17 protein-coding genes are annotated in these 15,757 nt (G+C 47.6%); 5 read left to right on the top strand and 12 right to left on the bottom strand.

The features are described from left to right. Positions 1 to 460: 460 nt before the first annotated feature. From KTH89_RS24235 to acpP, 10 genes are all read right to left on the bottom strand, one after another. Positions 461 to 1,513: an NAD(P)H-dependent flavin oxidoreductase gene (locus KTH89_RS24235; protein WP_238723416.1), complete on the bottom strand. Its 1,053-nt coding sequence runs from the start codon at positions 1,511 to 1,513 to the stop codon at positions 461 to 463. 39 nt (positions 1,514 to 1,552) lie between these two features. Beyond that, positions 1,553 to 3,265, bottom strand: a complete 1,713-nt coding sequence (locus tag KTH89_RS24230) for an acetyl-CoA carboxylase carboxyltransferase subunit alpha (RefSeq protein ID WP_238723415.1) — start codon at positions 3,263 to 3,265, stop codon at positions 1,553 to 1,555. Further along, the gene (locus KTH89_RS24225) at positions 3,259 to 4,602 is read right to left on the bottom strand and encodes an acetyl-CoA carboxylase biotin carboxylase subunit (protein ID WP_238723414.1); all 1,344 of its coding nucleotides are present in this window, start codon (positions 4,600 to 4,602) and stop codon (positions 3,259 to 3,261) included. Before KTH89_RS24225 ends, KTH89_RS24230 begins: the two co-directional genes overlap by 7 nt. Before the next feature lie 9 nt (positions 4,603 to 4,611). Continuing rightward, a complete protein-coding gene (gene fabZ / locus KTH89_RS24220; RefSeq protein WP_158348779.1) occupies positions 4,612 to 5,037 on the bottom strand; it encodes a 3-hydroxyacyl-ACP dehydratase FabZ in 426 nt (141 codons plus the stop codon). A gap of 151 nt (positions 5,038 to 5,188) precedes the next feature. Then, a complete protein-coding gene (gene accB / locus KTH89_RS24215) occupies positions 5,189 to 5,632 on the bottom strand; it encodes an acetyl-CoA carboxylase biotin carboxyl carrier protein (protein WP_238723413.1) in 444 nt (147 codons plus the stop codon). Between the two features lie 43 nt (positions 5,633 to 5,675). Then, positions 5,676 to 6,911, bottom strand: coding sequence for a beta-ketoacyl-ACP synthase II (fabF, locus tag KTH89_RS24210; RefSeq protein WP_238723412.1), 1,236 nt, complete (start codon positions 6,909 to 6,911; stop codon positions 5,676 to 5,678). Further along, positions 6,908 to 7,648: a 3-oxoacyl-[acyl-carrier-protein] reductase gene (fabG, locus tag KTH89_RS24205; RefSeq protein WP_238723411.1), complete on the bottom strand. Its 741-nt coding sequence runs from the start codon at positions 7,646 to 7,648 to the stop codon at positions 6,908 to 6,910. The genes fabF and fabG overlap by 4 nt, the downstream gene beginning before the upstream one ends. Continuing rightward, a complete protein-coding gene (fabD, locus tag KTH89_RS24200; RefSeq protein WP_238723410.1) occupies positions 7,642 to 8,562 on the bottom strand; it encodes an ACP S-malonyltransferase in 921 nt (306 codons plus the stop codon). The genes fabG and fabD overlap by 7 nt, the downstream gene beginning before the upstream one ends. A 198-nt stretch (positions 8,563 to 8,760) precedes the next feature. Continuing rightward, on the bottom strand, positions 8,761 to 9,699 hold the full coding sequence (gene fabK, locus KTH89_RS24195) for an enoyl-[acyl-carrier-protein] reductase FabK (protein WP_238723409.1): 939 nt from the start codon (positions 9,697 to 9,699) through the stop codon (positions 8,761 to 8,763). Then, a complete protein-coding gene (acpP, locus tag KTH89_RS24190) occupies positions 9,700 to 9,930 on the bottom strand; it encodes an acyl carrier protein (RefSeq protein WP_158348773.1) in 231 nt (76 codons plus the stop codon). 866 nt (positions 9,931 to 10,796) lie between these two features. On the opposite strand from acpP, the gene KTH89_RS24185 reads away from it, so the two are divergent. Together KTH89_RS24185 and KTH89_RS24180 are read left to right on the top strand one after the other, a co-directional pair. Further along, entirely contained in the window at positions 10,797 to 11,003 is a 207-nt protein-coding gene (locus KTH89_RS24185) for a hypothetical protein (protein WP_158348859.1), read from the top strand. Between the two features lie 79 nt (positions 11,004 to 11,082). Then, positions 11,083 to 11,544 (top strand): hypothetical protein, encoded by a 462-nt coding sequence (locus tag KTH89_RS24180; RefSeq protein ID WP_238723408.1) that lies wholly within the window; start codon positions 11,083 to 11,085, stop codon positions 11,542 to 11,544. 63 nt (positions 11,545 to 11,607) lie between these two features. Here the strand turns inward: KTH89_RS24180 and KTH89_RS24175 are convergent, their stop codons facing one another. Then, positions 11,608 to 12,369: an EFR1 family ferrodoxin gene (locus tag KTH89_RS24175; protein ID WP_238723407.1), complete on the bottom strand. Its 762-nt coding sequence runs from the start codon at positions 12,367 to 12,369 to the stop codon at positions 11,608 to 11,610. Next, positions 12,366 to 12,986, bottom strand: a complete 621-nt coding sequence (locus KTH89_RS24170; protein WP_238723406.1) for a TetR/AcrR family transcriptional regulator — start codon at positions 12,984 to 12,986, stop codon at positions 12,366 to 12,368. The genes KTH89_RS24175 and KTH89_RS24170 overlap by 4 nt, the downstream gene beginning before the upstream one ends. 357 nt (positions 12,987 to 13,343) lie before the next feature. Between KTH89_RS24170 and KTH89_RS24165 the strand changes: the two genes are divergently transcribed. The 3 genes from KTH89_RS24165 (at position 13,344) to KTH89_RS24155 (ending at position 15,511) form a co-directional block, all read left to right on the top strand. Next, the gene (locus KTH89_RS24165) at positions 13,344 to 13,949 is read left to right on the top strand and encodes a helix-turn-helix domain-containing protein (protein WP_238723405.1); all 606 of its coding nucleotides are present in this window, start codon (positions 13,344 to 13,346) and stop codon (positions 13,947 to 13,949) included. A 109-nt stretch (positions 13,950 to 14,058) separates the two neighbouring features. After that, positions 14,059 to 14,751, top strand: coding sequence for a phosphatase PAP2 family protein (locus KTH89_RS24160; RefSeq protein ID WP_238723404.1), 693 nt, complete (start codon positions 14,059 to 14,061; stop codon positions 14,749 to 14,751). Positions 14,752 to 14,905: 154 nt separating this feature from the next. Next, positions 14,906 to 15,511 (top strand): helix-turn-helix domain-containing protein, encoded by a 606-nt coding sequence (locus tag KTH89_RS24155; protein ID WP_238723403.1) that lies wholly within the window; start codon positions 14,906 to 14,908, stop codon positions 15,509 to 15,511. Positions 15,512 to 15,757 lie beyond the last annotated feature (246 nt).

Below are 15,757 nucleotides of genomic sequence, written 5' to 3'. Positions count from 1 at the left end.
TCCGGCAGACGTACAACATGCGTGTTGCGGCGAAGTACAAAAGATTATTCAGAAGCTGCTTCTTCCTCAGATTTGTTTTTCTATTATATCATTCAAAAAACGCTATGTCAAAGAGGCTATGTCCAAAGAGGACTCCTAACTCTTCACATAAGTCAAAAGAATATGCTCATTCCATAGGATCTTATCCGCTTTTTCCTTCAAATATCAGAATCTCATCATAGAGATATGAGATATTCTCGATATTGTTTATATTTCGCCTAATCGCATACCGCATAAATTCTTTATACACTTTTGACCGACCGGTAATGAAAACGACAAGAGAGACGGTGGCACATGTGAGTCACCGTTTCCCCTGTTTTCGGATGATCTATTTCCCGAACGCTTCATAATTATACACTTTATTTACCAGATCAGATCCTCCACTGATACACGCGATATCCGGCGGTTCCGGACTTAGAATTTATAAACGGAATTCCTGCAGGATGTCCCTGACATGCTCTATGCGGTCCGCACGGGCGGCATTGGTGCCGCAGAAGAGAAGACCGTGATCCACATCTCCGTTTACCGCTCTAACAAGGGCATCCGTAATGCAGTAGGGAATGTGAGCCGGATCGCAATGTTCCAGACATTTGTGGCAGCGGGTGGGACGGTGTAGATTTAAGGCCGCCTCATCCACAAACCGGTTGTGAATAGCCCTGCCGGGCATTCCTACCGGGCTGTCCACGATGATAATGTCTTCTTCGGCAGCGTTTAAGTAAGCCTGCTTATAATTTGGATGGGCGTCGCATTCATAGGTAGTGACGAAACGAGTGGCCATCTGTACTGCGTCGGCCCCCAGGGAAAGCGCGTGATCCATATCGGATCTGGTATAAATTCCACCGGCTACCGCCACAGGAATCGGCTGCTGATACTTGTTTTCATATTCCCGGATTACGGTCAGGATATTTTTGATCTCGGTGTCGTAATCCAATGCATCCATATCCTGAAGCTGATCTCTATGAAAGCCCAAATGGCCGCCGGCTTTTGGTCCTTCGATGACGACCAGATCCGGCGCCCTGCGCGCTTTCCGGTCCCACATCTTACAGATGACAGAAGCGGATTTGGCAGAGGATACGATGGGGGCGATCTTGGTTCTGCTTCCTTTTACAAGGCCCGGAAGGGATAACGGCAAGCCTGCGCCGGATATAATCAGGTCTGCTCCCGCGTCCACGGCGGCTTTTACGTAAGCGTAGTATGGTTTCGTGGCTACCATAATATTGACCCCGATGATTCCCTCAGGGGCGGTCTGTCTGGCCTTTTTTATTTCTTCGTGGATCGCGCGGATATTAGCCGCTGCCGGATCTTTGTCAAAATCAGGGTCACGGAATCCGATCTGGGCAGTAGAAATGATGCCGATCCCGCCGGCGCTTGCCACAGCGCCGGCCAAACCGGACAGACTGACTCCCACGCCCATTCCTCCCTGTATGACTGGTACGGTGGCTTTTCGGTCACCGAATTTAAGTTCTTTGTTCATAAAATCTCCATTCCGCCGCCAAGCTGACGATACGCTTTTCTAGTATTTCATAAAACGCTCGTAGCGCTGGCGGGCGATCTCTTCTTTGTCCTGACCCAGATAGCTTTTCAGGAAGTTCCGGATTTCGGTTTTCATGGGATTGCAGACTGCCTCCAGGTTATGGGGCATAGCAGGCTCCGGTTCCGGTATGATTTTATCTATGACTTTCAGTCTTAAGAGATCCGGCGCTGTTATTTTCATTACCTCAGCGGCTTCATCACATCGTTTGCTGTCTTTCCACAGGATAGACGCGAACCCTTCCGGCGACAGTACGGAGTATACGGCGTTTTCCATCATCCAGACTTCATTTCCCACAGCCAGGGCCAGGGCTCCGCCGCTGCCTCCCTCTCCGATGACAATGCAAAGCACCGGTACCTTAAGCGCCGACATTTCCAACAGATTTCTGGCGATGGCTTCTCCCTGTCCCCGTTCCTCAGCTTCCAGCCCGCAGAACGCGCCGGGGGTGTCCACAAAAGTAATCACGGGACGGCCGAATTTTTCCGCCTGCTTCATCAGGCGAAGCGCTTTGCGGTAGCCTTCGGGATTCGGCATGCCAAAGTTGCGGGATACATTTTCTTTCGTGTTTCTCCCCTTTTGCTGTCCGATTACGGTTACCGGTATTTCATCCATCCAGGCCAGGCCCCCGACTATCGCTCCGTCGTCCCGGAACGCGCGGTCTCCGTGCAGTTCCATGAAATCTTCAAACAGGGTCTGGATATAATCCATAGCCGTGGCCCGTTCCGGCATTCTGGCAGTCCGGACGCGGTCCCAGGCATTTAGGTTCCTGTTGTCCTGATTTATCTGAACGGCGTCCTGCCTTTGCGTGGCCTCGTGCTTTTGGAGCGCAAGGGAATTGAGATTCTGCACGGGCTTATGCATCTGGATCAGCCTGTGCAGGGTATCCTTTAAGTCTTTTCTCTCTACGATACCATCGATAATTCCGTGTTCTACCAGGAATTCCGACCTCTGAAATCCTTCCGGAAGTTTCTGTCCTATCGTCTGCTCGATGACTCTGGGACCGGCAAAACCTACCAGCGCCCCCGGCTCTCCTAAAATGACGTCCCCTAACATGGCAAAGCTGGCCGTAACCCCGCCTGTCGTGGGATCGGTCAACACGGACAGGTAGAACAGGCCCGCGTCGGAGTGCCGCTTCAGAGCGGCAGCGGTCTTGGCCATCTGCATCAGGGAAATCATCCCTTCCTGCATCCTGGCCCCGCCGGAGCAGGTAAAAATAATAAGCGGGAGCCGTTTTTTTGTAGCGCGTTCGATGGCTCTGGTCAGTTTTTCCCCAACCATATGTCCCATGCTTCCCATCATGAACCGGGAATCGCAGATTCCTAAGACGGTATCTTCCCCGTAGATTTTCCCCTGTCCGGTGATGACGGCTTCATTCAGCTTCGTCTTCTCCCGCGTCTGCTCTAATTTTTCTTCATATCCTTCAAATTCCAGCGGATTTCCGCCGTACAGATCCGTATCCCACTCTTCAAAAGTATGCCGGTCCACTACCATCCGAATACGGTTTTTGGCCTTTACCCGGAAATATCCCCCGCATTTATAGCATACATAGCGGTTGGCGGCCACGTCCTCTTTGTACAGCATTTCCCTGCATTTCGGGCATTTGATCCACAAGCCTTCGGGGACCTGGGGTTCCGCGGTTTCTTTTGTCTTGTTAAGTGTAATATAGACCGGTTTTTTAAACATTTCTTTTAACATGACAGATGCTCCTCAATAAAATGGGTATTGGTGTTGCCGCTCTGAAAATCCGGATGATTGATGATTTCGTACTGGAAATCAATATTTGTGGTTATTCCTTCAATGACCAGCTCTCCCAGCGTGCTCTGCATCTTCCGGATCGCCAGCTCGCGGTTTCTGTCATAGACAATCACCTTTACAATCATGGAGTCATAATTGGCCGGAACCGTATAGTCCTGGAACAGGGCGGTTTCGATCCGCACGCCGTTTCCGCCGGGCAGATGCAGATTGGACACCGTACCGGGACAGGGCATAAAGTGCCTGGCCGGGTTCTCCGCATTGATCCGGCACTCCAGCGCATGGCCGCGGATGGCGATCTCTTCCTGGGTAAAGCTTAAAGGTTCTCCCGCCGCGATGCGTATCTGCTCCCGGACCAGATCGATACCGGTCACCATCTCGGTCACCGGATGTTCCACCTGAATCCGCGTGTTCATTTCCATAAAATAATAACTGCCGTCTTGATCCAGCAGAAATTCGATGGTTCCGGCATTTTCATACCCTGCCGCTTTGGCGGCGCGTATGGCGGTGTCTCCCATTTCTCTTCGCAGGTTTTCATCGATGGCGCAGGAGGGAGATTCTTCGATCAGTTTCTGATGGCGTCTCTGGATCGAACAGTCCCGTTCCCCCAGTTGAACCACATGGCCGTATCGGTCGGCCAGGATCTGGAACTCGATGTGCCGGGGGCGCTGCACGTATTTTTCAATATACATGGCATCGTCGCCGAACGCGTTGACGGATTCCCGCTGGGCGGTGGAGAACTGCCCCTCGAATTCTTCCGCCTTTTCCACGATGCGCATCCCCTTGCCGCCTCCGCCTGAGGATGCTTTGACGATGACCGGATATCTGATCTGATCCGCGGCTTTCCTGCCGTCCTGCACCGTATACACGGCCTCTTTCGTACCCGGCACCACGGGAACGCCCGCTTCCATCATGGTATGTCTAGCTTCCGATTTATTTCCCATCCGGCTGATCACACTTGCCGGAGGACCGATAAAGGTAATATGGCATTTCTCACACATTTCCACAAAGCGGCTGTTCTCCGACAAAAAGCCGAATCCGGGATGGATAGCATCCGCTCCTGCCGCGATGGTGGCGCTCAAGATCCGCTCCATATTCAGATAACTTTCCGCGGCCGGCGCGGGCCCGATACAGACGGCTTCATCCGCCAGCTGGGCGTGAAGCGCATCCCGGTCCGCCTGTGAGTAGACCGCGACGGTCTTAATCCCCATCTCCCGGCAGGCCCGTATGATCCGAACCGCGATCTCTCCTCTGTTGGCAATCAATATTTTCTGAAACATAGACAACTCCTATCCGATCGCAAAGGTCAGCTCAGCCGACGCTGCGATCTTCCCGTCCACCCGCGCTGTCGCTTTTCCGACGCCGATGGGGCCTTTTTGTTTGATCATTTCCACTTCCAGCGAAAGTACGTCGCCGGGCAGCACCTTTTTCTTAAACTTAGCCGAGTTAATCGCGCCAAAATAAGCGACTTTCCCCTTGAATTCCGGCTGACTTAAAATGATCACCGCGCCTACCTGGGCGAGAGCTTCAATGATCAGCACCCCAGGCATCACAGGCGTCTGCGGAAAATGTCCGGCAAAAAAAGGTTCATTATAGGTGACGCATTTGGTTCCCACCGCCCGTCTGCCCGGCTCCAGCTCCTCAATCCGGTCCACCAGCAAAAACGGCTGGCGGTGCGGGATGGTTTCCATAATCTGATTGATATCCATTACCATGTCTCTTATTCTCCTGCCCTTCGAATTTGGGACATGTCCATTTCGGTTTGGGACATGTCCGTTTCAGTTTGGGACATGTCCATTTCAGTTTGGGACATGTCCATTTCGGTTTGGACATGTCCCAGATCGATTTGGACATGTCCCCTTTTGATCAGCGTATGCGGAAAAGAGGCTGGCCGTACTCTACCATCTGTTCGTTCCCGATCAGAACTTCTTCCACGATTCCGTCGAATTCGCTTTCGATCTCATTCATCAGTTTCATAGCCTCCACGATGCCTAACACCTGGCCTTTTTTCACCATATCGCCAGCCTGGACGAAGGCTTTCGCATCCGGTGAGGGAGCGTTGTAGAAGGTTCCCACTAATGGGGATTTGATCAGATTCCCGGCTGCTATTTCCGGCTCAGGCGTCGAAGCGGCCGAAGGAATAACGTTAACAGCGGCGGATATCTGGGGATTTCCTTCGCTTATATTGACCGTCTGGATGTCCCGGCGGGCCTCCAGGGATATTTTCATATCGCCCTCTTCCAATGTGAAGCTGGACAGTGCGGATTCCGATACTGTATGGATCAATTTTATTATATTTTTTAATTCCATAGTTTCCTCCAGTGGCGCATTTACTGCGCCATATATTCAGGTATTAGGGACGGTATTTGCGGATCAGGATACTGGCGTTATGGCCGCCGAATCCCAGCGAGTTGCTGAGCGCATATTCCACTTCCCCGGCAATACCGCTTCCCGGAACGTAGTTGAGGTCCAATTCTTCATCCGGTACCCGGTAACCTGCGGTCGGATGGATATAACTGTCAGTTATGGTTTTGACACAGGCAATCAGTTCAACGGCTCCCGCCGCTCCCAGCAAATGTCCGATCATGGATTTGGTAGAGTTAACCCTAAGCTTACCGCTATGTTCTCCAAACACTTTTTTAATCGCTCTGGTCTCAAACAGATCGTTGTGATGGGTACTGGTGCCGTGGGCGTTGATGTATGTAATCTCATGAAGGGCTGCGCCGGATTCCCGGATAGCTCTTCGCATGGCCTGGGCGGCTCCCTCACCGTCTTCCGCGGGGGAAGTGATATGATAGGCGTCGCTGGTGGCACCGTAGCCTACTATCTCAGCCAGGATTCGGGCGCCTCTGCGTTTCGCATGTTCCAGTTCTTCCAGAACCAGGACGCCGGCGCCCTCCCCCATGACAAAACCGTTTCGCTCCTTGTCAAAGGGGATGGAACAGCGGGCCGGATCTTTGGAAGTGGACAGGGCAGTCAGAGCGGTAAATCCGGCCACTCCAATGGGCGTAATCGAGCTCTCCGCGCCTCCGGCCACCATAACATCCGCATCGCCGGTCTGGATACTGCGGTAAGCTTCCCCCACCGAATGGGTGCCGCTTGCGCAGGCGGTTACCACATTAATACTTTTGCCTTTCAGTCCATATTGGATAGACACATTGCCGGCCGCCATATTGGTGATCATGAGAGGAACCAGCAGCGGATTCACCCGGCCGGGACCCTTATCCAGCAGTTTCTTATGTTCCCGTTCCATGGCCTGCAGACTGCCGATACCGCTGCTGACCGCGCAGCCTACCATATAGGGATCTTCCTCTTCGATCTTAAGGCCTGAATCAGCTATGGCTTCTCCCGACGCGGCCACTGCATACTGGCAGAAGGCTTCCATCCGTTTTGCCGCCTTGAAATCCATGTATTCTCTGGGATCAAAGTCTATTACCTCTGCCGCGATGCCCGCCTTGTATTCGGACGCATCGAATTTGGTGATTTCCCGGAATCCGGTTTTTCCGGCCTTTAAGCCCTCCCAGTAGTCCTGCACATTGAGTCCGATGGGGGTAATCGCTCCCATACCGGTTATTACTACTCTTCTCATATCGCCATACCTCCGTCCACATGGATAATCTGTCCTGTCATATAGCCGGCCTGATCGGAAGCCAGAAAACTGACTACACCGGCGATCTCGTCCGGATTGCCCATCCGGCCCAGCGGAATCTGCGCCTTAACCTGTTCTTTCAGCGTATCCGAAAGGCTCTCAGTCATATCGGTCCGTATGAAGCCGGGCGCCACCGCATTCACACGAATCCCGCGGCTGGCCAGTTCCCTGGCCATGGTCTTCGTCAATCCGATCACTCCGGCCTTGGAAGCGGCATAATTCGCCTGCCCGGCATTCCCCAGCACTCCGGAGACACTGGAAATATTGATGATACTGCCGGCTCTTTGCTTTATCATCTGCCTGGCACAGTGCCGGATCGTATTAAAGGTGCCTTTCAGATTGATATCCATCACCTGGTCAAAATCTTCCTCACTCATCTTCATAATCAGACCGTCCCGGGTGATGCCCGCGTTATTTACCAGAATATCCAGGTGTCCATATTTCTCAACGACTGCCCGTATCATCTTCTCCACCTGCTGAAAATCCGCTACATTACACCGATAAGTCATAGCAGTCCCGCCGTTTTCCATAATCTTCCCGGCCACCTCCCCGGCAGCCTGTTCAGAACCGCTGTAATTGACGACAACGACAGCCCCCTGTCCGGCTAACGAAAGAGCAATAGCCCTTCCGATTCCGCGGCCCGCTCCGGTCACCAGCGCGATTTTATCATTTAACATTTGATTTCCTCCATTACCTTCTTCAGGTCATCCGGCTTCTCAATATTCATCACTTTCACGTCTCTGCTTATCTTTTTCACAAAACCGCTAAGCGTCCTTCCGGGACCAATTTCCAAAAAAGTATCGGTTCCGTCCGCAATCAGCCGTTCCACGCTCTGCTGCCATAAGACGGAGGAATAGACCTGTCTTCCCAGCAAGGATTTGATCTCCTCCGAATCCGTCACATATTCCGCCGTCACATTTGTGACATAGGGAATCTGAGGGTTCTGAAGCACAACAGGGCTTAACACCTCTTCCAGCTGTCTCCCCGCATTTTCTAATAACGCGGAGTGAAATGGCCCGCTGACCTTTAACGGAACGGTTCTTCTGGCTCCCGCCTCTTTTAGCGACTCACAGGCTTTCGCCACCGCTTCGCTCTCCCCGGTTATGACGATCTGGCCGGGACAATTATAATTGGCCACGGACACGATCCCTTCCGTCTGCCCGCAGATCTTCCGGATCAGCTCCGCCTCGGTTCCCATAACGGCCGCCATGGCGCCTCCTGACGGAACCGCTTCCTGCATCAGGATTCCCCTTTTTCGCACAACCGCCACCGCGTCCTCAAAGCTCATGGCCTTCCCGGCCAGAATCGCCCCATACTCTCCCAGGCTCAATCCGGCCGCCGCATCCGCGCGGATACCTTCCGCCTCTACGACCGCCAGCATCGCTGCCGAAGTCGTCAACATGGCAGCCTGCGTATAAGCCGTTACATCCAGCCTCTCATTTTGCTCAAAACACAGTTCCTTCATGTCCATAGAAAGGACCTCCGAGGCAATATCATAAATCCGGCGGCTGTCCGCGAACTGATCATAGAACTCTTTTCCCATGCCGGCATACTGTGCTCCCTGTCCGGGAAATATAAAAGCTAATTTCATACTGTATTTCTCCTGTTATGATCGATTCTCTGCTCTTTCTTTATCTGTGTATTTCACTGATTATCTGCCGATAAAACTTCTCCGGCTTTCGCAGCATTATACTTTGATATTCAAACCATTTATTCAAAAGAACGGAGACGCCTCTTCCGTTTTTTTCTATAAATAAAGATACGGATGAAAGTGTACGTCCCCTATGTTTTATCCTATGTTCCAGTCCTTCTTAAGCAAAGCTCCGGCTTCGCTGAGCATTTCCTGAATGATTTCGGCACAGGTCTGCTCCTTTTTCACCAATCCGGCGATCTGTCCGGCCATTACCGTACCGCCTTTGACATCGCCATCCATCACTGCCTTGCGCAGAGACCCCAGCGTCATATATTCCAGTTCCTCAAAAGAAGCGCCTTCCTGTTCCATTCTCAGATATTCCCTGGTCATCTGGTTCCGAAGCGACCGAACCGGATGGCCGGTAGTGAGGCCCGTCACCTCGGAATCGATATCCCGGGCCTTAATTATCTTCTGTTTATAATTCTCATGTACAATGGATTCCTCAGCCACAACGAACCGGGTGCCCATCTGAACCGCTTCCGCTCCCAGCATCAGCGCGGCCGCCATACCTCTGCCATCACCGATACCGCCGGCTGCGATCACAGGAATCCGCACCGCGTCCGCCACCTGCGGAACCAGTGCCATCGTCGTCGTCTGCCCGATATGTCCGCCGGACTCGCATCCTTCCGCCACTACCGCGTCCGCTCCGTGCTTTTCCATCCGCTTTGCCAGCGCCACGGAAGCGACAACCGGGATCACGCGGATCCCCGCCTCTTTCCACATCGGAATATAGGGCTCCGGATTCCCGGCCCCTGTGGTCACCGCAGCCACGTTCTCCTCGGTAACCATCTGTGCGATATCCTTCGCATGAGGGCTCAGCAGCATAATATTGACGCCAAAAGGCTGATCCGTCAGCTCCCTGGCTTTCCTGATCTCCTCCCGGACCACCTCCACAGGCGCGTTCGCCGCTCCGATCAAACCGAATCCTCCGGCCTGCGATACCGCAGCCGCCAGGGAGTGTTCCGCCACCCAGGCCATGCCGCCCTGTATAATCGGATATTTTATATTCAGCAGTTCCGTTACTCTGGTTTTCATCTATTCCACACCTTTAGCTTTAAGGTAATCCATTACCTTACCAACCGTAGTCAGTTCCGTGAGATCCTCCGCCGGGATTTCCACTTCATAATTTTCCTCCAGCGCCATAACCAGCTCGAACAGATCCAGCGAATCCGCCCCCAGGTCTTCCTTAAAAGAAGTCACCTCAGAAATCTCCGCTTCATCCACATTCAACTGCTCCGCTATTATCTCTCTCATTTTTTCCAACATGTTTATAATCTCCTTTATTTTGAACAACAAATATTTTGATATTCAAAGTATATCTCCCATCTTTCTTTCTGTCAATAGTTTTTTTGGGGGGTTATTTTATGGGGCCGGGATGAGCGGGATGGCGGGCGGGCTTTCGGACCCGGGCGGCAAATCATGCGGGGGCCAATCACTTCGGCCGGACCTAAGAACGGGTAACTGCGAAGGCGGGAGAACCTCTTATTGGCAGGGCCCGGAACAAACTCGCCACAGAACGGCTCGGACAGTGTTCCGGGCCCTGCGAGGTTCTCCCGCCTTCTGCGTAACCCGTTCTAAGGCCCGGCCTCAAGTGATTGGCCCCCGCATGATTTGCCGCCCGGGTCCGAAAGCCCCCCCGCCATCCCGCTCATCCCTACTTTAAAATAGGCTGATATATGCTGATATGTTGAGGGTATGATAGAGTTAAGTGGCTGTTACAGGGCTTTATGATGTGGCTAGTTGAGTATGGATTGATGAAATGGTTGGTCTGTCACAGGAATATCTTGAAAAGGCTCAGAGAAACTAGTAAAATCAATGAATCAAGGAACAATTGAGCACTTACTACACCATTTTGGGGAGAGCCTTGAAATGACAATATTTGTCACAAGAAAATAGAGAGATGTAGGCGGAAGTTTCTTACTGAAAGGAAGCTGCCGCCTGTTTTTGTGTATATAAAATTATTAACCTTATGCTAATGCTCATGTGTCGTAAAGTTACATAAAAATATTTGATAGGCAGCTAACCCATTATTCGTAAAATATAAGGGGAAATTTATAAAAAAGTTAATACTAATGTGATAAAATAAAATCAGGAAATAAAAGACAAATCGGTGTTTGGAGGAAAGAATAATTATGAGTAAATATAATTCCCTGTGGAAATATATTCAAAAAAACGGAAGTTCATCATTCAAAATGACATTTGCAGAAATACAGAATATTGCCGGGATCCCAATAGACCACTCATTTCTGAAATACAAAAAAGAACTTACGGAATATGGATATGAAGTTGGAAAAATATTCATGAAAGAGCAAACGGTTATTTTTAATAAGGTAGACTGATAACTTCTGGTTTGTAGGGAGTTGCACAAAGACAACTCGCAATTTGTAATAGAACTTATTTATACTGGAGGAATTACCAATGCAGGATTTTTTTGAAGCATTAGCAAGTGAAAGTAAAAACACAGCATTACCAGAGGAGTTTAATTATTTTGGAAAACTTATCGGCAGTTGGGCAATAGACTATATCGAGAGTAACAATTCCCTTGCAATTAAGGGCGAATGGCATTTCTCATGGGTTCTTGAAGGAATGGCTATCCAGGATGTTATTATTCTGCCTGATTATGAATATGGGTCATCACTGCGTATCTATAATCCGGATACACACGCATGGGATGTAGCTTATGGCTATATTGGAAAAATAATACGGCTTGAGGCAAAAAAGCAAGATAACATGATAGTGCTTACCTATATCAATGATGAAAGAAGAAAATGGATTTTTACTAAGATTGAGGATCACTATTTTCATTGGAAAAATGTTACCGTGCAAGATAATGGTGAATGGTATATTAATGCAGAAATATTTGCCAAACGTATCAAGTAACCATAGTTCACAGTGCTATAAATCAAAATTTGTAACAGAGATTATTTATCTAACCCAACTACTTTAATGAAAATCATAAACAGAGTGTTGAAAAATTACTTGTTTCCCTAAAATGGTAATTGCCTTCTTACTACATTGATTTACGCACCGATAGCATAAAGTGCACCGTCCGTCTGCTATTACTTTATCTTCTGATAGCGACAAATTGTTCATCGGGCAAACCGCTGCACATTTGCCACACTTTATACAAGTGCTGGAATCTATCTGTATTTTGGCAGAATATTCTTGTGTTTTATGGTAAAACCAGAGCCGCTGTCCTAAAAGTCCTGCAATATGACATAAAAGTCCCAAACCATTTTTAGTTGGAGTACCGTTTTTCAGATTGTAAATCGCTGATTTAATACGTTCTTCTGCTTTCATAACTATTTGTTTGTTTTGAGCCGGAGTGCGCTTTAAGGCTTTTACATCACAAATGCAATCTGGCATTTTCAAATGGAGTCCGCCCCATACCTGAGCGCCGTATCGCTTAAACAATCTTGCAGATACACCTGCGCCGTCGCCGCTAAATAGCCCCATTGTGGTAATAATAAAAATACGTTTTCCTCTCCAGACATCAGAGTTTTCGCAGATAAAATCTCGTACAATTTTAGGGAGATTACTGTAATAGATTGGGTAAGCAAAAATGATATCCTTATGGTATGCCATTTTTTCTGGCGTACCCGCATCTTCCAAAGGAATTATTTCAACCTTCCTGTCATATAAAGCAACAAATTTTTCTAAACAATATTTTGTATTTCCTGTTCCACTAAAATAAATTCCAATCATATTTTTTCTCCTGCATGATCTAAAAAAGAAAGCTGAAAAACTTCCATAAAATCAATTACTTTCTGTCTCCAGTCATCGTTGTAACTTACGTTGTTCATGGTAGCTAATGAAGTAACACCATGAATAAAAGCCCAAATTGTTATGATAATATCATTCTGTTTTTCTTCTGAATAGTGCATCCGCTCTAATAATCTACGTACAACATTTTTATAGATGATATAAGGTTTATAGTTTTGGCCGTCTGGTATTGATAATGACAGGTCGATTTTTATGTTGGATTGAGAATATAAAAATTGAAAATAAGCAGGATTTTCCACAAAGAAAGATACATAAGTTATCCCCATATCTTTCAATAGTTCTGCAACATTATTATTCTTTTGAATGGTATTTTCTAATTGTTCAGAAAATCTATCTGTGATAAATAATTGCATTGCCTCAAGCAATTCTTCCTTATTTTGAAAATGACTATAAGGGGCGGCATGGCTAACCCCACACGCCGCTGCCACTTTTCTCAAAGAAAAAGCATTTATCCCCTCAGCACTTACAAGCTTAATTCCTGTTTCAATCAAAGCGTTTCGTAAGTCCTTATGATGATAAGTTTGTCGTTGCTGTGGCATACAAACCCCTCCAATCTTTACACTGTCTACATTATAAAACCTAATCTTTACAGTGTCAAGTTCAAGAAATGTTTTTAGTCATAATATCAAAGAAATTTTTCTAAGCTGTTACTTATTTTGGTATTTCCGAAATTTGTCCGTATTAACCAGTAATACAATGATTTGACAGGCAACCACCCCTATTCCATAATTCGAAAGACCATCTATATAAAATGGCAGCGCCCGAAAATACCTCGCTGATTTTTTTCATGCATCGCGCGTAAGCACCCAAAATGCGGGCGCTAAGTACTCATAGCTATAAAAAGTTGTATCCATATGGTAAAATATAAACAAAACATATAAAGGTGGTAAACGTTTGTGGAATTTCACGAAAAGCTGCAAGAACTCAGAAAACAAAAAAAATTAACACAAGAAGAACTTTCTGAAATACTATTTGTTTCACGAACTGCCATTTCAAAATGGGAATCGGGACGTGGCTATCCTAGCATTGACTCCTTAAAAGCTATTGCAGAATTTTTTGGGGTAACAATAGATGAACTGCTATCTAATAGGGAGCTGATTTGTATTGCAGAAAAAGATAGTCACCAAAAAACACAGCATATACGTGACTTAGTATATGGTTTGATAGATTGCTCTGTTGGAATGTTGTTTTTTATTCCTCTTTTTGGGCAGCAAGAGGGCGATATTATTCGTCAAGTGTCTTTGCTATCGTTACGGGAAACGCCCTTGTTCATAAAAGCTATATACTTTGCAATTATTTTATTAACGGTTGCTTGTGGTATTGCTACATTAGCTTTGCAAAATTGTTCCTTCCCTATTTGGATAAAAACAAAGACGGTCTTATCTATGGTGTTGACTACCGTTAGCGTTGTTATCTTTATTGCAAGCCTTGAACCTTATGTTGCCTTTTTTACATTCGTTCTGCTGATTATCAAGGGGGCATTGTTGCTAAAACGCCCATGACGCGAAGCGTATCATAGATGTGACGGTCAAATTCTTTCATTTTTTGTACTCCAAATCTAATGTGTACTTAGGCAAAAGCCAAATACATTAAAAACAAAGGAGCAAAAAAATGAAAGAAAAAAAGAAAAAAATTCAAAACAATTTTGGTGTAACTGTCGGACTGTTGGTTTTATCCATTCTCTACACCGTGGCGATCATGTTTATTGATGTGCGTCCAATTGGCCCACAAGGTTCGGTTGTCGGTTTTGCAAAAGTCAATCAATATTTCCATACGTTATTGGGTACGAATATATTGTTATATAACATAACAGACTGGTTGAGTATTCCTATACTGTTTATTATGTTAGGTTTTGCAATGGCAGGTTTTGTTCAACTAATAAAAAGAAAAAGCCTGTTGCGTGTAGATAGCAGTATTTTGATATTAGGCGGGTTTTATGTACTTGTGTTTTTAGTATATCTCTTTTTTGAGTTCTTCGTTGTAAACTTCAGACCTGTATTAATTCAAGGCATTTTGGAAGCATCTTATCCGTCCTCTACAACAATGCTCATGATGTGCATTATTCCTACGGCTATCATGCAATTTCAACGCTTGATTTTAGTGAAAAGATTAAGAAACCTAGTAAATTCCTTTTGTGGTATCTATGCAAGTTTTATGATCATCGGACGGGTTTTATCGGGTGTGCATTGGATTACTGATATTGTAGGCGGGATATTGTTTAGCACAACATTAGTTATGTTGTACTATTCCATAAATCAGTGGATAAATAGCAAAGCCGGCCGAGCCAGCCAACGGTCAAGATGAACAGGCTGCGCCCGCCGTTGACTAATACCCATTAGATCAGAATAAGTTGTAAATTAAGGTCTATGCTCCGTAGATATAAGAAATTCTACGTTCCGTGTGTGTTTATTAAGCTGCCTATCACCTACAATAAAGGCAGGAAGGGAGGAAAAAACGAATGGATCAAATCCGAATCGGCAAATTTATCGCCGAATCAAGAAAATCAAGAAACCTAACCCAAAGGCAGCTTGCCGACGCACTTTCCATTAGCGATAAAACAATATCCAAATGGGAGTGCGGAAAAGGACTTCCCGATGTTTCACTTATGCTGCCATTGTGCACGGCATTAGATATTACGGTCAACGATTTGCTTTCGGGCGAGAGGGTTTCTGCAACTGATTATCAACAGAAAGCAGAGGGAAACATGATGAATCTGATGAAAGAAAATGAAGAAAACAGGAAAAAAATGGCGTTGTCCATTATCACCGGCGTAATCACCATCATTGCCGTATGCGCCCTTATCGTAATAGCCTCCTTTCTTGACTTGCCGGTAATTGTCCGAATTATATTGGTTGTGTTCTCCGTTGCAGTGGCATTAACAGGGATCGCGGCGGCGGCAATGCTTGACATTAAAGCTGGTTATTTTGAATGCTCACAATGTAAAGAACTTTTTGTCCCAAGCATGGACGAATATGTAAAAAGCTATCACACATTTACAAAGCGCAGATTAACCTGTCCCAAATGCGGAAAAACAGGAATGTGCAGACACCGTATCACAAGATAAAGACTACACCAAGGCGAAACCTCTGATCAGCGGGCCGGGAGGGCGGGTTTTCCCCGGGGGTGGGGATGCCCACTGCTTCGGGCGGAGGACAGCGGCGGTATCCGGGGAGTCTACCGGCGGCCGGGTTCTTTTGTGTCTCCCCGGGAACGCATAGGGCGGCTGAGCTCCCGCTTAGTGGAATCGGAAAGCCGGGTTCAGGATGACCGGCGGACTTCACGTCCGACGGGCAAGAGCCTCTGAACCGGG

The sequence above is a fragment of the Diplocloster agilis genome (assembly GCF_019042275.1).
Lineage (GTDB): Bacteria > Bacillota > Clostridia > Lachnospirales > Lachnospiraceae > Diplocloster > Diplocloster agilis.
This window is presented reverse-complemented; position numbering and strand designations above follow the sequence as displayed.